The following is a 16,473-nucleotide window of genomic DNA, read 5'->3' on the forward strand; positions in this document are numbered from 1 at the left end:
CCAACCGGCACCCCGCCAGCGCGCTCCCGGCCACCGCCGCCAGCAGGGCCCGCCGACTGAGTGACACTCCATCCTCCACGATGATCCGACCGACCGACTTTCTGCTTCTGTGAACCGGTCGATCCTCGCCCGCCGCAACCCGCCCCCGCCGTAGCGACACGGACCGGCGCCGACCCCCGACGGCCCTTTCACGGACCCGCCCCGCCCCCGTGGGCCCCGGCTCACCCCGGGTTCACCGCCGCGGGTATGGACGCGAGCGGACCCGCCCCGCCCGAGCCCGGAGGCCATCGATGCCCGCCACCCCCGAGAACCCATCCCCCGAGAACACCCCCAAAACCCCCACCCCCGACAGCACCACCCCGGTCACCCCCGTCCGCCCGCTCTTCGACCGCCGCGACCTGCTCCGCACCGGCCTCGCCACCACCGCCGCAACCGCCTTGGGCCTCGCGGCCGCAGACACCACAGCAGCAGCCGAGCCCACCCCCGACCAGACCCTCACCCTCACCGGCCACCTCTCCACCGGCGCCCCCGACTTCGTCTACCTCCCCGTCGAAGTCCCGGACGGTGTACGGGAGATCGCCGTCTCCTACACGTACGACAAGCCGCCCGTCCCGCCCGGCACCCCGGGCAACTCCTGCGACATCGGCATCTTCGACGAGCGCGGCACCGACCTCGGCGGCCCCGGCTTCCGCGGCTGGTCCGGCGGCTTCCGCACCGAGTTCCGCATCGCCCGCGACTCCGCGACCCCCGGCTACCTCCCCGGCCCGGTCAACCAAGGCACCTGGCACGTCGTCCTGGGCCCGTACCAGGTCGCGCCGCAGGGCCTCGACTACCACGTCCAGGTCACCCTCCGCTTCGGCCCGCCCGGGCCGGAGTTCACCCCGGACTACCCGCCCGAGCAGGCCCGCGGCCGCGGCCGGGCCTGGTACCGCGGCGACTGCCACCTCCACACCGTGCACTCCGACGGCCGGCGGCTGCCCGAAGAGGTCGCAGCCGGTGCCCGGGCGGCCGGCCTGGACTTCATCGTCTCCACCGATCACAACACCAGTTCCTCGCACGCCGTCTGGGGCCCACTGGCCGGCCCCGACCTCCTGATCGTCCCGGGCGAGGAGATCACCACCCGCAACGGCCACTGGCTGGCCCTCGGCCTCCGGCCGGGCGAGTTCGTCGACTGGCGCTACCGCTCCCGCGACGAGTCCTACCCGCGCTTCGTCCGCCAGGTGCACCGCTCCGGCGGCCTGGTGGTGCCCGCACACCCGTACTGCCCGTACGTCGCGTGCCAGTGGAAGTTCGGCTACGAGCAGGCGGACGCGGTGGAGGTGTGGAACGGGCCCTGGACGTACGACGACGAGTCGGCCGTGGACACCTGGGACGCGCAGCTCGCGGTCGCCGTCCGGGACGGCCGGTCGTGGCTGCCCGCCATGGGCAACAGCGACGCGCACAGCGTCCCGCAGGTGATCGGCTCCCCGCACAACGTGGTGCTGGCCGACGACCTCACCCGGGACGCGGTCCTCGACGGGATGCGCGCCGGGCGCAGCTGGCTCGCCGAGTCCGCCGCCGTCCAGCTGGACCTCACCGTGACCGGGCACGGGCGCCAGGCCGGGATCGGCGAGGAGCTGACCGTCCCGGCTGACGCCCCGCTCGACGTCCGGCTCGACGTCGCCGGCGTTCCCGGCGGCACGGTCCGCCTCCTCACCGACGAGGGCCAGATGCACCAGGAGTCGCTGCCCGCGGGCGGCGCGGGCACGGTGGTCTGGCGGACGACGGCCTCGCTCGCCGCGTACGTCCGGGCCGAGGTGCGCCGCCCGAGGGCGGACGGGTCGCCCGGAAAGGGCAATTCGATGGGCGAGGACCTGCCCTGGGGCCCGATGGCGGCCCTGACCAATCCGATCATCATCCGTGCGGAGGACCGCTAGCCGCTTGCCCAATCGACCGCCCAGCCACCCGCCGAAGCAGGTCCGTGACCAGGCGGGGGACGACTCGGGGCACCCGTGTGGACTAGGTTGATCCCCGAAAGCATCAGTCGTAGGGACGAGGCGGTCGGCTGTCCGCATCCGGGTCCGACCGGCCCTTTCGTACTCCGACCGCCTCGCCCCGGCTACCCGTCCGTCCCCGGCCCGCGAAGGGATCAGCAGCTGTGAACCGTACGACCGTAGGTGGGCCGGAGCTCGGGGGCGGCCGGGGCGCCGGCGGCGTCGTGGTCCTCGTCGACCCCTCCGGGGCCGGGCAGAGCCCGGTCGCGGCGCTGCTCGCGGAGGGGCTGCACCCGAGCGTCCACCTGCGGGCCGACGACTTCCTGCGGGTCATCCGCCGCGGCCAGCTCCCGCCGCACCTCCCCGAGGCCGACCGCCAGAACACCACCGCCCTCGCCGCCGCGGCGCAGGCCGCCTTCGCGTACGCCACCGGCGGCTACCAGGTCGTCGTCGAGTGCTCGACCGCCCCGCCCGCCCTCGACACCTTCCGCCGCGAGAGCCGCACCACCGGCGCCGCCCTCCACTACGTCGTCCTCGACCCCGCCGACCCCCACACCCCCGAAACCGCCACCAGAACCATCCTCACCGCCCTCACCGAGGGCACCCACCTGCTCGGCTGGTAGCCCCCCACGCCAAGACGCCCCGACCGCGGCATCGCGGTCGGGGCCTCGGGTCACTCAGGCTCAGCTCAGCGTGCCCAGCGCCGCCGGGTCGTACGGCTTCAGCTCGTCGAGGCGGCCGGCCAGGACCTTGGCGGCCCAGTCCGGGTCCTGGAGCAGGGCGCGGCCGACCGCGACCATGTCGAACTCGTCGCGCTCCAGGCGGTCGAGGAGGTTGTCGATGCCCTGGACGGCGGAGCCCTCGCCCATGAAGGCGCGGATGAAGTCGCCGTCGAGGCCGACCGAGCCGACGGTGATGGCGGGCTTGCCGGTGAGCTTCCTGGTCCAGCCGGCCAGGTTGAGGTCGGCGCCGTCGAACTCGGGCACCCAGTAGCGGCGGGTGGAGGCGTGGAAGGCGTCGACGCCCGCGTCGGCGAGCGGGGTCAGGATCGCGGCCAGCTCGTCGGGGGTCTCGGCGAGGCGGGCGTCGTAGGCCTCCGACTTCCACTGCGAGTAGCGGAAGATCACGGGGAAGTCGGGCGACACGGCGTCGCGGACGGCGGCCACGATCTCGGCCGCGAACTTCGTCCGGGCCACCGGGTCGCCGCCGTAGGCGTCGGTGCGCCGGTTGGTCCGCTCCCAGAGGAACTGGTCGAGGAGGTAGCCGTGGGCGCCGTGCAGTTCGACGCCGTCGAAGCCGATGCGCTCGGCGGCCGCGGCGGCTTCGGCGAAGGCGCCGATCACGTCGTCCAGGTCGCCCCGGGTCATCGCCCGGCCGGTGCCTTCGGTGCCGTCCAGGCGGATGCCGGAGGGGCCGACGGCGGGGGCGTCGGCGTAGGGCGGGTCGCCCTGCTTGCGCACCATGCCGATGTGCCACAGCTGCGGCACGATCGCGCCGCCCGCCGCGTGCACGGCCTCGGCGACCCGGGCCCACCCGGCCAGCTGCTCCTCGCCGTGGAACCGCGGGATGTCGTCGCTCTGGCCGGCCGACTCGTGGCCGACGTACGTCCCCTCGGTGACGATCAGGCCGACACCGGCGGCGGCACGACGGGCGTAGTACGACTGCACGTCCTCGCCCGGGACGCCGCCCGGGGAGAACTTGCGCGTCATCGGCGCCATCGCGATGCGGTTGGGGACGGTGAGGCCGTTGAGGGCGACGGGCCGGGACAGGATCTCGGCCGCGCGGGAGGCGGCGGACTCAGCGGACGCGGTGACGGTCATGGATGTTCCTCATGGGTGCCGACGATGTTCATGCACAGGGACGAAACGTGTGCCCCTGTCAACCACGTGAGCGGCCCCTGCATTTCACCCGCCTCGCGCGCCACGGTGTGATCCCGGCCACTACTCGCCGACGATCACGCCAACGCCCCGCCCGCTACGCCCCGACCGTGCCGTCGATGGCCTCGCGCAGGAAGTCGGCGTGCCCGTTGTGGCGGGCGTACTCGTGGATGAGGTGGAGCATCACCAGGCGCAGCGAGACGTCGGCCTGCCACCGCGCCTGGTACCCGGTCACGTCGAGCGAGGTGGCTTCCCGCTCGATGCGGCGGGCGTGTTCGACCTCGGCCTGCCAGGCGGTGAAGGCCTCGGCGCGGGTGGAGCCGGCGGGGTCGTACGCGGCCTGGTAGTCGCCCTCCTCGGACCAGACGAACGGGATGTCCTCGCCGTTGATGACGCGCCGGAACCAGGCGCGCTCGACCTCGGCCATGTGCCGCACCAGCCCGAGCAGGCTCAGGGTGGAGGGCGGACTGGAGCGCAGGCGCAGCTGTTCGTCGGTCAGGCCTTCGCACTTCATGGCGAGGGTGGCACGGTGGAAGTCCAGGAAGCCGCGCAGCATCTCGCGTTCGCCGCCGGTCAACGGCGGGGCGGGGCGTTCGTCGGTGTTCATGTCGCTCCTTCTCCGGGGCACGTTCTCCGGGGCACGTTCTCCGGGACACGTCCGAGCCCCCGAGCACCTCTCCATATGATCACCGCGGACTGTAGCGGACCGCCGTCCCACCGGACACTGCATTTCCCCGACGCCACACCGTAATCACGCGACTCCACCGCGTTCGCGGCCGATCCGGTTTGGGTACGTACAGCGGCGCGCCCGGCAGGCGGCGCGCCCGAGGAGACCCACGAAGGCAGGACGACCCATGAACCAGAACCACATCCCACCCACCGTGCACCGGACGTACGGCGCGGACGACTTGTCCCAGGCGGCCAGCTTCGCGGGCGGCTTCATCAACTTCGGTGACTGGCGCGGGATCGACCTCACCGCGCCGACGCCGGAGGACCGGGTGCGCAGCCAGGAGCAGCTGTACCGGCGGGTGTTGCGGGAGTTCCCGGAGCCGCGCGAGCAGCTGCGGCTGGCGGAGGTCGGCTGCGGGCGCGGACTGGGCGCGGCGCTCGCCCTGCGGGAGTTCCGTTTCGCGGCGGTGACGGGCGTGGACATCCACCCGGACCAGATCGAGCGCGCCCGCGCGGTGAACGCCCGGGCACTCGCGACGTACCCGGACCGGCTCGCCTACACCCTCGGCGCGGCCGACGAACTTCCCTTCCCCGAAGGCTCGTTGGACGGCATCTACTCGGTGGAGGCGGCCCAGCACTTCCGCGAGCTGACGAGCTTCGCCGACGAGACGGCCCGGGTCCTGCGCCCCGGCGGGCGGCTGGTGGTGACCACCTTCTTCACCTCCACGGGCCAGGACGTCGCCGAGCGGCTGAGCATCCTGCTCGGCAGCTTCGCCGACGGGCTCGACGTCGCCCACCCCGTCGACGGCTTCACCGCCGACCTCACGAAGGTCGGGTTCACCACCGTCGCCGCCGAGTCCATCGGCGCGGACGTCTGGCCGGGCCTGGACCGTTACCTGGAGAATGCCGTCCCGTCCGACCACTGGTCCCGCAACTTCCTCACCGCCTGGCGCGACGGCCTCCTCGACTACTACGTGGTCACCGCCGAGCGAGCCTGAAGCCGTCCACCACCGGCTGCCCGCCCTGTTCGCGACGCCCGATCGCCGCCACCAGACGCCCGATCGCCGCCACCAGCAGGACGGGCGAAGCTCACCCGCCGGTGGCGGCCATCCACCGCACGAGGTGCACGATGCCGGGAATCGGGAAGAGCAGCAGGAACAGGTTCGGCAGCCACCAGCCCACCGAGAAGTCCCCGCGCAGCGCCCAGAACGCCACCGCCTGCAGCCCGGCCGTGCTGGTCAGCGCGAGCGAGACCAGCATCAGCGGCCGGGCGCCGGTCGCCGCGCCGCAGCGGCTCAGCCGCAGCGCGGTGAGCCCGGTGACGCTCGCCAGCACGTCCAGCAGGACGAACGAGTAGTTCCAGTCACTCAGGACCGGATTGTCGTAGTCCTTGTACGCGTACTCGGCCGGAATGAGGGCCAGCAGCGTGGCCGCCCAGTAGACCAGGAAGCCGATGTCGGTGACGACCATCGACGCCTTGGTGAAGCGCAGGACCCGGCTCCGGGCGGGCGTGGCATGCATGCTGACTCCTCTACTGCGGGTCATTCCGTCATTCGTGACTCATTCCCCCGCCGAGGTACATCACCGCGACGCCGGCCACGACCAGCACCGCTCCGGCCACCGAGGCCGGCTTGACCGGTTCGCCGAACGCGACCACCCCGCCCACCAGCGCGCCGACCGTGCCCAGCCCGGACCAGACCGCGTACACCGGGCCCACGTTCAGCGACTTGAGCGCCTGCGCGAGCAGCACGAACGCGGCGATGTAGCCGATCGCGACCACCACGCTGGGCATCAGCCGGGTGAGGCCGTGCGAGGCGCGCAGCGCCAGGGTCGCCGTCACCTCGGCGCAGATCGCCGCTCCCACCAGAAGGTATGCCGTCATGCCGTCCGTCCCCCGTCGTCGTGACTCGGCCGGGCAGGGTGGTCCCGCCCGGGTCGCGCGGCCGGGCCGACCGCCCTGGCCGACCGGCTTCCGTGCTGTCCGTACCACCCGTGCTGTCCGCACCACCCGTACCGTCCGTACTGTCCGTACTGTCCGTACCGCCCGTACTGGGTGCGCTCAGGTTTCCGCCTGCCGACGACCGCGCCAACTAGCTCCCGCGCTGCGTGAGTTCGACGAGCAGCGCACGGAGCCGCAGGTGCAGGTCGTCGTGCGGCGGGGAGAGGTCGAGCAGCCTGGACGTCCACCAGCCGTCGACCGCCATCCGGACGAGCGTGGCGACGGCCGGATCCAGCCCGTTGTCGACGAGGCGCTTCTGCCAGCCGTCGTACCGGGCGCACAGCACGTCCAGCACCGCCGGTCCGCCGGCGGCGGCGAGCAGCGCGACCGGCACCTGGTCGGCGCCGCTGGTGTCCCCGGCGGGCGACTCCGCGGGGATGCTGGCGTCCAGCCAGGCGAGCGCGAACGCGCCGGCCGGCGCGTCCGGGCCGGGCAGGACGGCCTCGAACCGGTCCGCCAGGCGCTCGACGACCCCCTGGATCAGCGCCCGCTTGCTGGGGAAGTGGTGCAGCAGCCCGCCCTTGCTCACGCCGGCCTCGACGGCGACGGCGTCCAGGCGCACCGCGTCGACACCTCCTCGCACCAGAAGCCGCTCGACGGCGTCGAGCAGTTGATCACGCACCGGTGGTTCCCTCTCTCCGTGTTACAAACCGTCCAGACGGTCGGACGCAGCCTAGCAGACCGCCGACTATCCCCCGGAAACACCAACGCGCAAACCCTGGCCGGTTGTTGACAGCCTCCATCGCGCATGCTTTCGTTTCCTCGGCCCACGACGGAGAAATGGCGGAAGCTCCATCGGTTCAGCGGCCTCCTGCTTGATGTGCACGATGATCGAAATAGCGGCCCGGGAATTCCCCCGGGCCCGGGGGAACGCTCTTCGACATCCACGGGGGATCATTGCGAGACATGCGGATTCGGCGATGTCCGCGCGGGTCCGACCAGGGTCGGCACGGCCGCGTGCGACCCTCCTCACGCTGACTGGCGAGCAGCCAAGCAGTCTTCCCATGCTGGACGTTGACGCCACGTACCGTCCTCCTTCGGCCATCTGCCGAGCCCCCGCACCCCTGGGGTGTGCGATGCCCGGGTACGGCGCAACGGCGCGCCGCCCCACCCTTGGCGACACTCCCGCACCCTCGGCGCTTTCACCCTGCCCGCCCGCGGTCGGGTGTCCATGTCATTTCGTGTTCGGCGCGCCCAGCAATCCCGGCGCCCGAACCCGCCGGGGCACCTCCTAAAGAAATTCGAGGGAAATATGGTGGACATATTCTCGAAAGTCTCCGGTTACACAGCGGCCCGGGATGCCATGGCAGCCGGGATCTACCCGTATTTCCTGCCGCTCACCGGCAACGAGGCCACGACGGTCACCCTCGGTGACCGCGAGCTGGTCATGTGCGGGTCGAACAACTACCTCGGCCTCACCGCCGACCCCCGGGTCAAGGAGGCCGCGGCCCAGGCCGTGGAGCAGTTCGGCACCTCCTGCACCGGCTCCCGGTTCCTCAACGGCAACCTGGCCCTGCACGACCGGCTGGAGGCCGAGCTCGCCGACTTCTACGGCAAGCCCGCCGCCGCCGTCATCTCCACCGGCTACCAGGCCAACCTCGGCACCATCAGCGCCCTGGCCGGCCGCGGCGACGTCATCTTCGCCGACCGCGACGCGCACGCCTCCGTCGTCGACGGGTGCCGGCTCAGCGGTGCCAAGCTCAGGCGCTTCCGGCACAACGACGCCTCGGCGCTGGACCGCGCGATGGCGGCCGTGCCCGACAGCGCCGGCAAGCTGGTCGTCGTCGACGGCGTGTACTCGATGGAGGGCGACCTCTGCGCCCTGCCCGAGATCGTCGAGGTCTGCGAGCGGCGCGGCGCGCGCCTGATCGTGGACGACGCCCACGGCCTGGGCGTACTCGACAAGGGGCGCGGCACCTGCTCCTACTTCGGCCTCACCGACCGGGTCGACCTCATCACCGTCACCTTCAGCAAGTCGCTCGCCTCGCTCGGCGGCGCGGTGGTCGGCGACGACGACGTCATCCACTACCTCAAGCACCACGCCCGCAGCCTGATCTTCAGCGCCTCGGCCACCCCGGCGAGCGCCGCCTCCGCCCTCGCCGCCCTGCGCATCCTGCGCGAGGAGCCGTGGCGGGCCGAACGTGCCCAGCAGAACGCCGAGTACATGCGCGCCGGCCTCGCCCAGCGGGGCATCAGCCCCGGGGAGAGCGCCACCCCGGTCATCCCGTTGCGCACCCGCGGCACCATCGAGACGCTCCTGCTGTGGCGGGAGCTCGTCGACGCGGGCGTCTACACCAACCCGGTGCTGCCGCCCGCCGCCTCTCCCCGGCTGCGGCTCAGCTTCATGGCCACCCACACCACCGAGCACCTCGACCGGGTGCTGGACGCGCTCGGCTCGCGGGCCGAGCACTTCCTCGCCGACGACGAGCCGGACGCGGACGACGGGTACGCGGTGGAGGCGCTCGCCGAACTCGCCGACTCCGGCGCCCCCGGCCGGCCATGAGCACCACGAGCGCGGGGCCGACCGACGCGGACACCACCGGCGCGGGACCAACCGGCACGGGACCCACCAGCAGCACCAAACCGGCCCCCGGTCCGACCGCTGCTGCTGTCCGGACGGCCGCCCTCCCCGCCGTCGCGTCCCTGGCCGGCGCCTCGGCCGGGGCCGTCCTCGGCGCGGGCCTGGCCCCCGGCGGCGGGCGGACGCCCGACCTGCCGTGGTGCGTCGCCGCCCTGGCCGGGGCCGCGCTCGCGATCCTGGCCGCCCTGCTCCACCGCCGCGCCCGGCGGCACCGCCCCGGCTGGGCCCCGGCCGCCGGGCTGCTGCTGGTCGGCGGCACGCTACCGGCCGCCGCCACCTCCGACAGCCCGTGGTGCGCGGGCCTGGCGGCCACGGCGGCGGTCCTCACCGTCGCCGCCACCGCACCACGGGCGGCGGTCGTCGCGGGGGCCGCCGCCGCCCTGGCCGTGGGCGCCGGCCTCGGGGCCTCGGCCCCTTCGGCCACGGCTGCCGCGTTCGGCACCCTCAGCGGCATCGGCGGGCTGCTGCTGGTCGCCGACCTTCGTGTCCCCGTCGGCAGGCCCCAACTCGCCGACCTGCCCCACCTCGTAGCCCCACCACGCACCTCGCCCGGCCCCGAGTGACCGGCCCAGGAGTGACCGTCCCAGGAGTGACCGGCCCAAGAGTGACCGTCCCGCACCGACACCCACCACGAGGAACGGAGCCACCCCGTGCACAGACCCGACCGCACCCCCACCGACCCGACCCCAAGGAGCCAGCCATGAGCCGCCTCGGACTCGCCGCCCGCGCCCTGCGTCTGACCCTGAGCCGGACCCACGCCGACACCACACCCGACTACGACGCCGCGAGTCCCAGCTACGACACCTACTTCAGCCCGGTGATGGGCGTCCACTCGGTCGCCGCCCTGGGCGAGGTGACCATCACCCCGGGCGACAATGTCCTCGAACTCGCCTGCGGCACCGGTCACCTGACCCACGAGATCCTCCGCAAGCTGGAGGGCCGCGGCTCGGTCCACGCCGTCGACAAGTCCCCCGGCATGCTGTCGGTCGCCAAAGCCAAGGTCATGCCGGAGGCGCTGCGCTCGCCCGGCCTCGAAGTGTCCCTGGAGGAAGGGGACATGGAGGAGTTCCTGCGCACCCGGCCGAACGACAGCGCGGACCTCGTGGTGGTCGGCTGGGCGATCTGCTACAGCAAGCCGGTCAAGCTGCTGGAGCAGATCAAGCGCGTGCTGCGCCCCGGCGGCCGGGTCGTGGTGATCGAGACCCGCGGCGACGCCCTCAAGACGCTGATCGAGCAGCTGGAGAAGGTGTTCACCGCCGACCCGTCCCTGCTGACCGGCATGATCCGGGTCAACCTGCCCAAGGACGCGGCCACCGTGGCCCGTTGGTTCACCAAGGCCGGCCTCACCGTGGACGTCCAGCGCGACGGCCACCAGGTGCTGCCCGCGGACACCCCGGACGCGGCCCTGGAGTGGGTCCAGCGCTCGGGCGCGGCGGCCGGCTTCAAGGACGCCGTCGACCAGACCCGCGAGGAGCACGCCCTGGAGCTGATCCGGGCCGGCCTCGCCGAGCACGTCGCCCGGCACGGCGCGCTGGAGCTGCGCCACACCTTCGTCGTGGTCACCGGGACCAACCCGGGCGCCACCACCGGAACCGGGCCGGGCGGCCGGCACCGCGAGGGAGTCCGCACCGCATGACCACCACCGCCACACCCGCACCAGCGGCGGAGACCACCCACGGCGCGGTGCAGCACCGGCTGCTGCGCCTCGCCGAGGGTCTCACCGCCCGCCCGAAGACCGTGCTCGTGATCTGGACGCTGGTCATCGCGGCGTGCTTCCCGTTCGCCTCCCAGCTCAACGACGTCCTCACCAAGCAGGGGGCGTCGAAGGTCGTGCCGGGCACCAGCAGTGCCCGCGCGGACCAGCTGGTCGAGCAGTCCTTCCCGGCCCGCTCGCAGCGCGAGTCGATCGTCGCGATCGGCGCTCCGGACGTCCGCAGCGATCAACTGCGGTCGATGCTGGCCGAGTTGGACGCCAGGATCGCCGAACGGGTGCGCACCGGGGAGGTGCAGCAGTCCGCCTCGGCGTACACGCTGTACCGGGGCTCGACCGCCGAGTACCTGAGGCGTCTGCGCACCCAGGTCGACCAACAGCTCGCCGCCGCGCAGACGCCCGCGACCCCGGAGACCCGCCGGCAGGCGGTGGACGCGGCCGTCGCGGCGGGCCAGGTCCCGGCCGCACTGGCCGACCCGGCCCGCCAGGCGGTGGCCTCGGACGAATCGCAACTCCCACTCCTGGCAGCCGCGTTCACCAAGGCCACGGACTGGCACTCCTTCCCGGTGCCGGTCCCCGCCGAGGCCGTCGACCGGCTGCTCGCCAAGGACGGCAGGGCCACCCTGGTGTCGGTCAGCTTCGCCAAACAGGCCGGACACGACCCGGACGTGGACTGGCTGCGCTCCGCGATCGCCGCCGCCCGGCAGGCCGCCGGGGCAGGACCGGACGTCGAGGCCCATGTCACCGGCGAGTTGGCGCTGATCAAGGACACGTACAAGAAGGCCGAGGACGACAACGCGCTGATGGAGACGGTCGCGTACGCGATCATCTTCGTCGTCCTGCTGCTGTTCTTCCGGGCCGTCGTCCCGGCCGTGCTCACCGTGGCGGCGATCGGCCTCGCGATGACGGTCAGCCAGGCCGCGCTCTTCGCACTCGGGCACAGTGTGACGCTCACTCAGTTCACGATCACCATCATGAACTTCGTGATGCTGGGCGCGGGCGTCGACTACAGCATGCTGCTGTCCTCCCGCTACCGGCAGGAGCGGCTGGCCGGGCGCTCGCCCAAGGAGGCCGCGGTGCACGCCACCGCGCACGCGGGCGAGTCGATGCTGCTCGCGGCGGTGGCCGTGGTGCTCGCCTTCGGCGCCACGCTCTTCTCGCCGGTGGACTGGATCCCGCCGCTCGGCTACGGCGGCCTGATCGGCATCCCGATCGTGCTGCTCGCCGCGCTGACCCTCACCCCCGCCCTGCTGGTGCTGCTGGGCGACCGCTTCTTCTGGCTCGGCCGCAACCCGCTGGCCGACCTGGAGCACGGCAGCGCGCTCGGCCGCCACCTGCGCCGGGCCGCCGACCTCGCCCGTCGCCGCAAGGTGGCGATCGTGCTGCTGTTCGCCGTGATCACCGTGCCGTTCGCGGTGATCACCGCCCAGCACCGCTCGACCGCCGACCCGGTGGCGCTGAGCCCGGCCACCGACTCCCGGACGGGCTTCGAACTGGTGGCGAAGGAGTGGGGCGACGCCGCCGTGCTGCCCACCCTCGTGGTGGGCCGGCCCAACTCCGGTGTGGTGAACGCCCAGCACCGGCTGACCGACAGCGGACGGCAGGCGGTCACCGCGCTCACCGACAAGCTGGCCGCCGTCCCCGGCGTGGCCCGGGTGTCCGCGGTGACCCGGCCGTTCGGCCTCCCGGTGACCGCCGCCGAACTCGACGCGCTCGGCCCGGACGTCCGCCGCGACTACCTGTCCGACGACGGCGCCCTGCGGGTCGTCGTCGAGCTCGCCGACAAGCCGTACACCGGGGCCGCGGTGAGCACCGTGGACCGGATCCAGGAGATCACCGCCGCGGCCGGCGACGTCGGCCCGCTCTCGGTCGGCGGCGCCACCCAGGTCGACCGCCAGTACGGCAACGCGCTCAACTCCAGCTTCTGGCAGATGATCGGGCTGGTCTCGGTCGGCGTCTTCGTGATGCTGGTGTTCGCGCTGCGCTCGCTGCTGATCCCGATCCGGCTGATCCTCACGATCATGATGAGCAACGTGTGGGCGATCGGCCTCACCGTGCTGATCTTCCACTTCTGGCTGGACAAGGCGATCATCGACGACCTGCCGATCTTCCTCACCGTGCTGATGATGGGCCTGGGCATGGACTACGAGATCTTCCTGGTCACCCGCGTCCGCGACCTGGTCCGCGGCGGGGCCGACCAGGAGGCCGCCACCGTCGGGGCGGTGGTCGACACCGGCCGGGTGATCAACGCGGCCGGCCTGGTGATGGCCGGCAGCCTCGGCACCATGGCGCTCTCCTCGACGATCATGCTCCAGGAGTACGGCGCCGGCCTCGGCCTCGCCGTCCTGCTGGACGCCACGCTGATCCGGATGCTGTTCGTCCCGGCGACGCTGCTGCTGTTCCGCCGCTACAACTGGTGGCTGCCCAGCCTGCGCCGCACCCCCGCCCCGGTCCCCGCGAAGGCGGGGTGAGCCGGCCATGACCGCGGACCGCCCGGTGGTGGCGCCTGCCACCCCCGCGCCCGCCACCACCGGGCGGGCTCGCACCAAGGCTCGCACCAAGCACCGCCTGCACCGAATTCGCCAGTACCACCGCGGCGCACCGCTGTCCTCCGCGACCCGGGTGTTCACCGTGCTCGCCGCGGTCCGGATCGCCGGGGCGGTGTCCCTGCCCCTGATGGTGCTCTCGGTCGGCCTGAGCGCCGCAGTGGTCGCCGTCCTGGACCGGGCCGAGTGGGCGGCGGCCGGCCTGCGCCGCTTCCGCCTCCTCCCGGCCCTGGCCGGGACGGGCCTGGTGGTACTCGCCTACGCCAACACGGTGTTCGCGACCCGGGCCGCGTTCGGCCGGGGCCACGACAACTGGACCTCCCTGATCCCCGAGCTGTTCCGGCAGATGGCGCCCGGGCAGCCGGTGGTCGCGGGGATCGCCATGGTGCTCTGCATGGGCATCCTGGTCCCGCTGGTCGAGGAGATCTGCTACCGCGGCGTGCTGTACCACGCGGTCGAGCGCAGCCGCGGCCCGCTCGCGGCGATCGCCGCCACCTCGGCCGGCTGGGCCCTGGTCCACCTCGGGGACTACGGGCTCAACCCGCTCAACGGCTGGGTGATCTGCGGGGTGCTGCCGTCCGTCTTCGCGATGGGCGTCGCCCTCGGCGTCTGCCGCGCCTGGACGGGCTCCGCGCTCGCGAGCGCCGTCGCCCAGGGCACCGCCAACCTGCTCCTGCTGGCCTGGGTCCTCTGGGCCCTCTAGCCCGGCCGGGCCCTGTAGTCCAACTGGGCCCTGTGCCCGACCAGTTCGCATCCCCGGCGCACGTCCGTATGTTCGCAGGTCCCACCGTCCCCTCCCAGGAGAGGCAGGTATCCCATGAGAATCGCGGTCACCGGCCCGATCGTCATCGACAACCTGATGACCTTCCCCGGCCGTTTCACCAGCCAGCTGCTGCCCGCCCAACTCCAGCACCTGTCCCTGTCGTTCCTCGTCGACGACCTGGAGGTGCGCTACGGCGGCGTGGCCGCCAACGTCGCGTACGGCCTCGGCCGGCTCGGCCGCCGCCCGCTGCTGCTCGGCGCGGCCGGCCGGGACTTCGGCGACTACCGGGCCCGGCTGGAGGAGGTCGGCGTGGACACCTCCCGGGTCCGGGTCTCGGCCGGGCTGGCCACCGCCCGCTACACCCGCACCACCGACGCCGACGACAACCGCATCGTCTCCTACCACCCCGGAGCCCTGACCGAGGACGACGCCCCCGGTCCCGAGGGCTGGCCCGAGGACGTCGGGCTGGTCTTCCTCGGGCCCGCCGAGCCGGAGGTGCTGGCCGCCCGGGCCGCCGAGTGCCGCCGCCGCGGCCTGCCGTACCTGGTCGACGTGGCCGGCCGCACCCGGGAGTTGGGCCGCTCCGGCGCGGAGGCCGTCCTGGCCGGGGCCGCCTACCTGGTCACCAACCGCCGCGAGCGCGCCACCCTGATGGAGCACACCGGCTGGTCCGCGGCGGACGTGCTCGGCCGGGTCGGCGCGTGGATCACCACCCTCGGTCCGGAGGGCGTCTGGATCGACTACGCCGCGCAGCCGTCCGTCGCCGTCCCCGCCGCACCGATCTCCCGGCTCCCGGACGGCGCCGGTGGCGGCGGGGCGTTCCGGGCGGGCTTCCTCGCCGCGAAGGCCGACGGCCGGGACGACGAGGACGCGGCCCGGATCGGCTGCGTGCTGGCCGCCTACGCCCTGGAGTCGGCGGGCAGCCAGGACTACCTGTTCACCCCGGCCGCCTTCGAGGCCCGCCTCACCGACGTCTACGCACCGCTCGCGGAGGCCCCGCTCATCGCCTGAGACGCCTGAACTCCGTGAAGGCGTCTGAACTCCTCGATGCCCCAAGGCTCTCGACGCCCAGTCACCGGTACGCCACACTCTCCCCGAACGGCCCACGCGCTCCCACCGCACCAGCCACGACGTACCGATCCACCCCACGTCGGAGAGCCTGTACGGCATCGAGGAGTTGATCCTCACCGATTCCCGCGTGCCGGTCGACGGTTGAATCTAACACCGATGTCAGGTTCTACCGTGCGGGCATGACCTCCACAGCCACCACCAGCCCGCTCCTCACCCCCTACCGCCTCGGCGCGCTCGACCTGCCGAACCGCGTCGTCATGGCCCCGATGACGCGCTACCGGGCCGCCGAGGACGGCACCCCGCTGCCCGTCGTCGCCGAGCACTACGCCCAGCGCGCGAGCGCCGGCCTGATCATCACCGAGGGCATCTGGCCCAGCCGGCGCGGCCAGTCCGGCTGGCGCCTGCCCGGACTGGAGACGCCCGCGCACGTCGCCGGCTGGCGCGCCGCCACCGAGGCCGTGCACGCGGCCGGCGGGCGGATCGTCGCCCAGCTGATGCACGGCGGCCGGCAGGGCCACCCGCTCAACCGGCTGCTCGGCGACCTCCCGGCCGGCCCGTCCGCCGTCCCCGCCCCCGGCCCGGTGCACGTCCGCGACGGCGGCAAGGCCGACGCCGTCACCCCGCGCGAGATGACCCGCGACGAGATCCGCCAGGCCGTCACCGACCACGTCGACGCCGCCCGCAACGCGCTCGCCGCCGGCTTCGATGCCGTCGAACTGCACGGCGCCAACTCCTACTTGATCCACCAGTTCCTCGCCGACAACACCAACCTCCGCACCGACGAGTACGGCCCGCGCACCCTCGCCGACCGGCTGCGCTTCCCGATCGAGCTGGTGACCGCCGTCGCCGAGGCCGTCGGCCCCGACCGCCTCGGCCTGCGGCTCTCCCCCGGCAACCCGCAGTTCGGCATGGCCGAGGCCGACCCGGCCCCGGTCTACCGGGCCCTGCTCGCCGAACTCGACGGCCTCGGCCTGGCCTACCTCCACCTCACCGACAACGACGACTACCCCGCCCTCGTCGACCTGCGCCCCCGCTGGAGCGGCCCGGTGATCGCCAACGTCGGCGAGAACCGCGCCGCCACCGACCGCTCCCGCGGCGAGGCCCCGCTCACCGCCGCCCTCGCCGACCTGGTCTCCTACGGCCGCGCCTTCATCGCCAACCCCGACCTGCCCGAACGCCTCGCCGTGGACGCCCCGCTCGCCACCGTCGACCCCACCCACCTCTACGGCCACGGCGCCGTCGGCTACACCGACTACCCGCGACTCCCGGAATCCCGCTGACCG

General features: G+C 73.2%; 15 protein-coding genes. 10 read left to right on the forward strand and 5 right to left on the reverse strand.

The window, feature by feature from the left end; all coding sequences use genetic code 11:
* Positions 1-290 precede the first annotated feature (290 nt).
* Both KV557_RS13030 and KV557_RS13035 read left to right on the forward strand, forming a co-directional pair.
* Entirely contained in the window at positions 291-1,916 is a 1,626-nt protein-coding gene (locus KV557_RS13030) for a CehA/McbA family metallohydrolase (RefSeq protein WP_218200039.1), read from the forward strand.
* 221 nt (positions 1,917-2,137) lie between these two features.
* Complete coding sequence (locus tag KV557_RS13035) at positions 2,138-2,596, forward strand: ATP-binding protein (RefSeq protein WP_218200040.1); 459 nt, start codon at positions 2,138-2,140, stop codon at positions 2,594-2,596.
* 60 nt (positions 2,597-2,656) lie between these two features.
* Here KV557_RS13035 and KV557_RS13040 read toward each other — a convergent pair whose 3' ends face one another.
* Together KV557_RS13040 and KV557_RS13045 are read right to left on the reverse strand one after the other, a co-directional pair.
* Entirely contained in the window at positions 2,657-3,793 is a 1,137-nt protein-coding gene (locus KV557_RS13040) for an NADH:flavin oxidoreductase (protein WP_218200041.1), read from the reverse strand.
* Between the two features lie 154 nt (positions 3,794-3,947).
* Complete coding sequence (locus KV557_RS13045) at positions 3,948-4,457, reverse strand: DinB family protein (protein ID WP_218200042.1); 510 nt, start codon at positions 4,455-4,457, stop codon at positions 3,948-3,950.
* Positions 4,458-4,704: 247 nt separating this feature from the next.
* Between KV557_RS13045 and KV557_RS13050 the strand changes: the two genes are divergently transcribed.
* Positions 4,705-5,517: a class I SAM-dependent methyltransferase gene (locus KV557_RS13050; protein WP_218200043.1), complete on the forward strand. Its 813-nt coding sequence runs from the start codon at positions 4,705-4,707 to the stop codon at positions 5,515-5,517.
* A 91-nt stretch (positions 5,518-5,608) separates the two neighbouring features.
* Here KV557_RS13050 and KV557_RS13055 read toward each other — a convergent pair whose 3' ends face one another.
* From KV557_RS13055 to KV557_RS13065, 3 genes are all read right to left on the reverse strand, one after another.
* Positions 5,609-6,040, reverse strand: coding sequence for a DUF5360 family protein (locus tag KV557_RS13055; protein ID WP_218200044.1), 432 nt, complete (start codon positions 6,038-6,040; stop codon positions 5,609-5,611).
* A gap of 28 nt (positions 6,041-6,068) precedes the next feature.
* Positions 6,069-6,401: a DMT family transporter gene (locus KV557_RS13060; protein WP_218200045.1), complete on the reverse strand. Its 333-nt coding sequence runs from the start codon at positions 6,399-6,401 to the stop codon at positions 6,069-6,071.
* Positions 6,402-6,609: 208 nt separating this feature from the next.
* Positions 6,610-7,140: a TetR/AcrR family transcriptional regulator gene (locus tag KV557_RS13065; RefSeq protein ID WP_218200046.1), complete on the reverse strand. Its 531-nt coding sequence runs from the start codon at positions 7,138-7,140 to the stop codon at positions 6,610-6,612.
* 681 nt (positions 7,141-7,821) lie between these two features.
* On the opposite strand from KV557_RS13065, the gene KV557_RS13070 reads away from it, so the two are divergent.
* From KV557_RS13070 to KV557_RS13100, 7 genes are all read left to right on the forward strand, one after another.
* Positions 7,822-9,021, forward strand: coding sequence for an aminotransferase class I/II-fold pyridoxal phosphate-dependent enzyme (locus KV557_RS13070; RefSeq protein ID WP_256177350.1), 1,200 nt, complete (start codon positions 7,822-7,824; stop codon positions 9,019-9,021).
* Positions 9,018-9,662 carry a hypothetical protein gene (locus KV557_RS13075; protein ID WP_218200047.1) on the forward strand — a complete coding sequence of 215 codons (645 nt, stop codon included), beginning with the start codon at positions 9,018-9,020 and terminating at the stop codon, positions 9,660-9,662. Before KV557_RS13070 ends, KV557_RS13075 begins: the two co-directional genes overlap by 4 nt.
* A gap of 137 nt (positions 9,663-9,799) precedes the next feature.
* On the forward strand, positions 9,800-10,735 hold the full coding sequence (locus KV557_RS13080) for a class I SAM-dependent methyltransferase (protein WP_218200048.1): 936 nt from the start codon (positions 9,800-9,802) through the stop codon (positions 10,733-10,735).
* A complete protein-coding gene (locus KV557_RS13085; protein WP_218200049.1) occupies positions 10,732-13,281 on the forward strand; it encodes an MMPL family transporter in 2,550 nt (849 codons plus the stop codon). The genes KV557_RS13080 and KV557_RS13085 overlap by 4 nt, the downstream gene beginning before the upstream one ends.
* Positions 13,282-13,288: 7 nt before the next feature.
* Positions 13,289-14,059: a CPBP family intramembrane glutamic endopeptidase gene (locus KV557_RS13090; RefSeq protein WP_218200050.1), complete on the forward strand. Its 771-nt coding sequence runs from the start codon at positions 13,289-13,291 to the stop codon at positions 14,057-14,059.
* A 114-nt stretch (positions 14,060-14,173) separates the two neighbouring features.
* Positions 14,174-15,130, forward strand: coding sequence for a PfkB family carbohydrate kinase (locus tag KV557_RS13095; protein ID WP_218200051.1), 957 nt, complete (start codon positions 14,174-14,176; stop codon positions 15,128-15,130).
* A 239-nt stretch (positions 15,131-15,369) separates the two neighbouring features.
* Complete coding sequence (locus KV557_RS13100; RefSeq protein WP_218200052.1) at positions 15,370-16,470, forward strand: alkene reductase; 1,101 nt, start codon at positions 15,370-15,372, stop codon at positions 16,468-16,470.
* Positions 16,471-16,473 lie beyond the last annotated feature (3 nt).

The organism is Kitasatospora aureofaciens (assembly GCF_019192735.1).
Classification (GTDB): Bacteria; Actinomycetota; Actinomycetes; order Streptomycetales; family Streptomycetaceae; genus Kitasatospora; species Kitasatospora aureofaciens_A.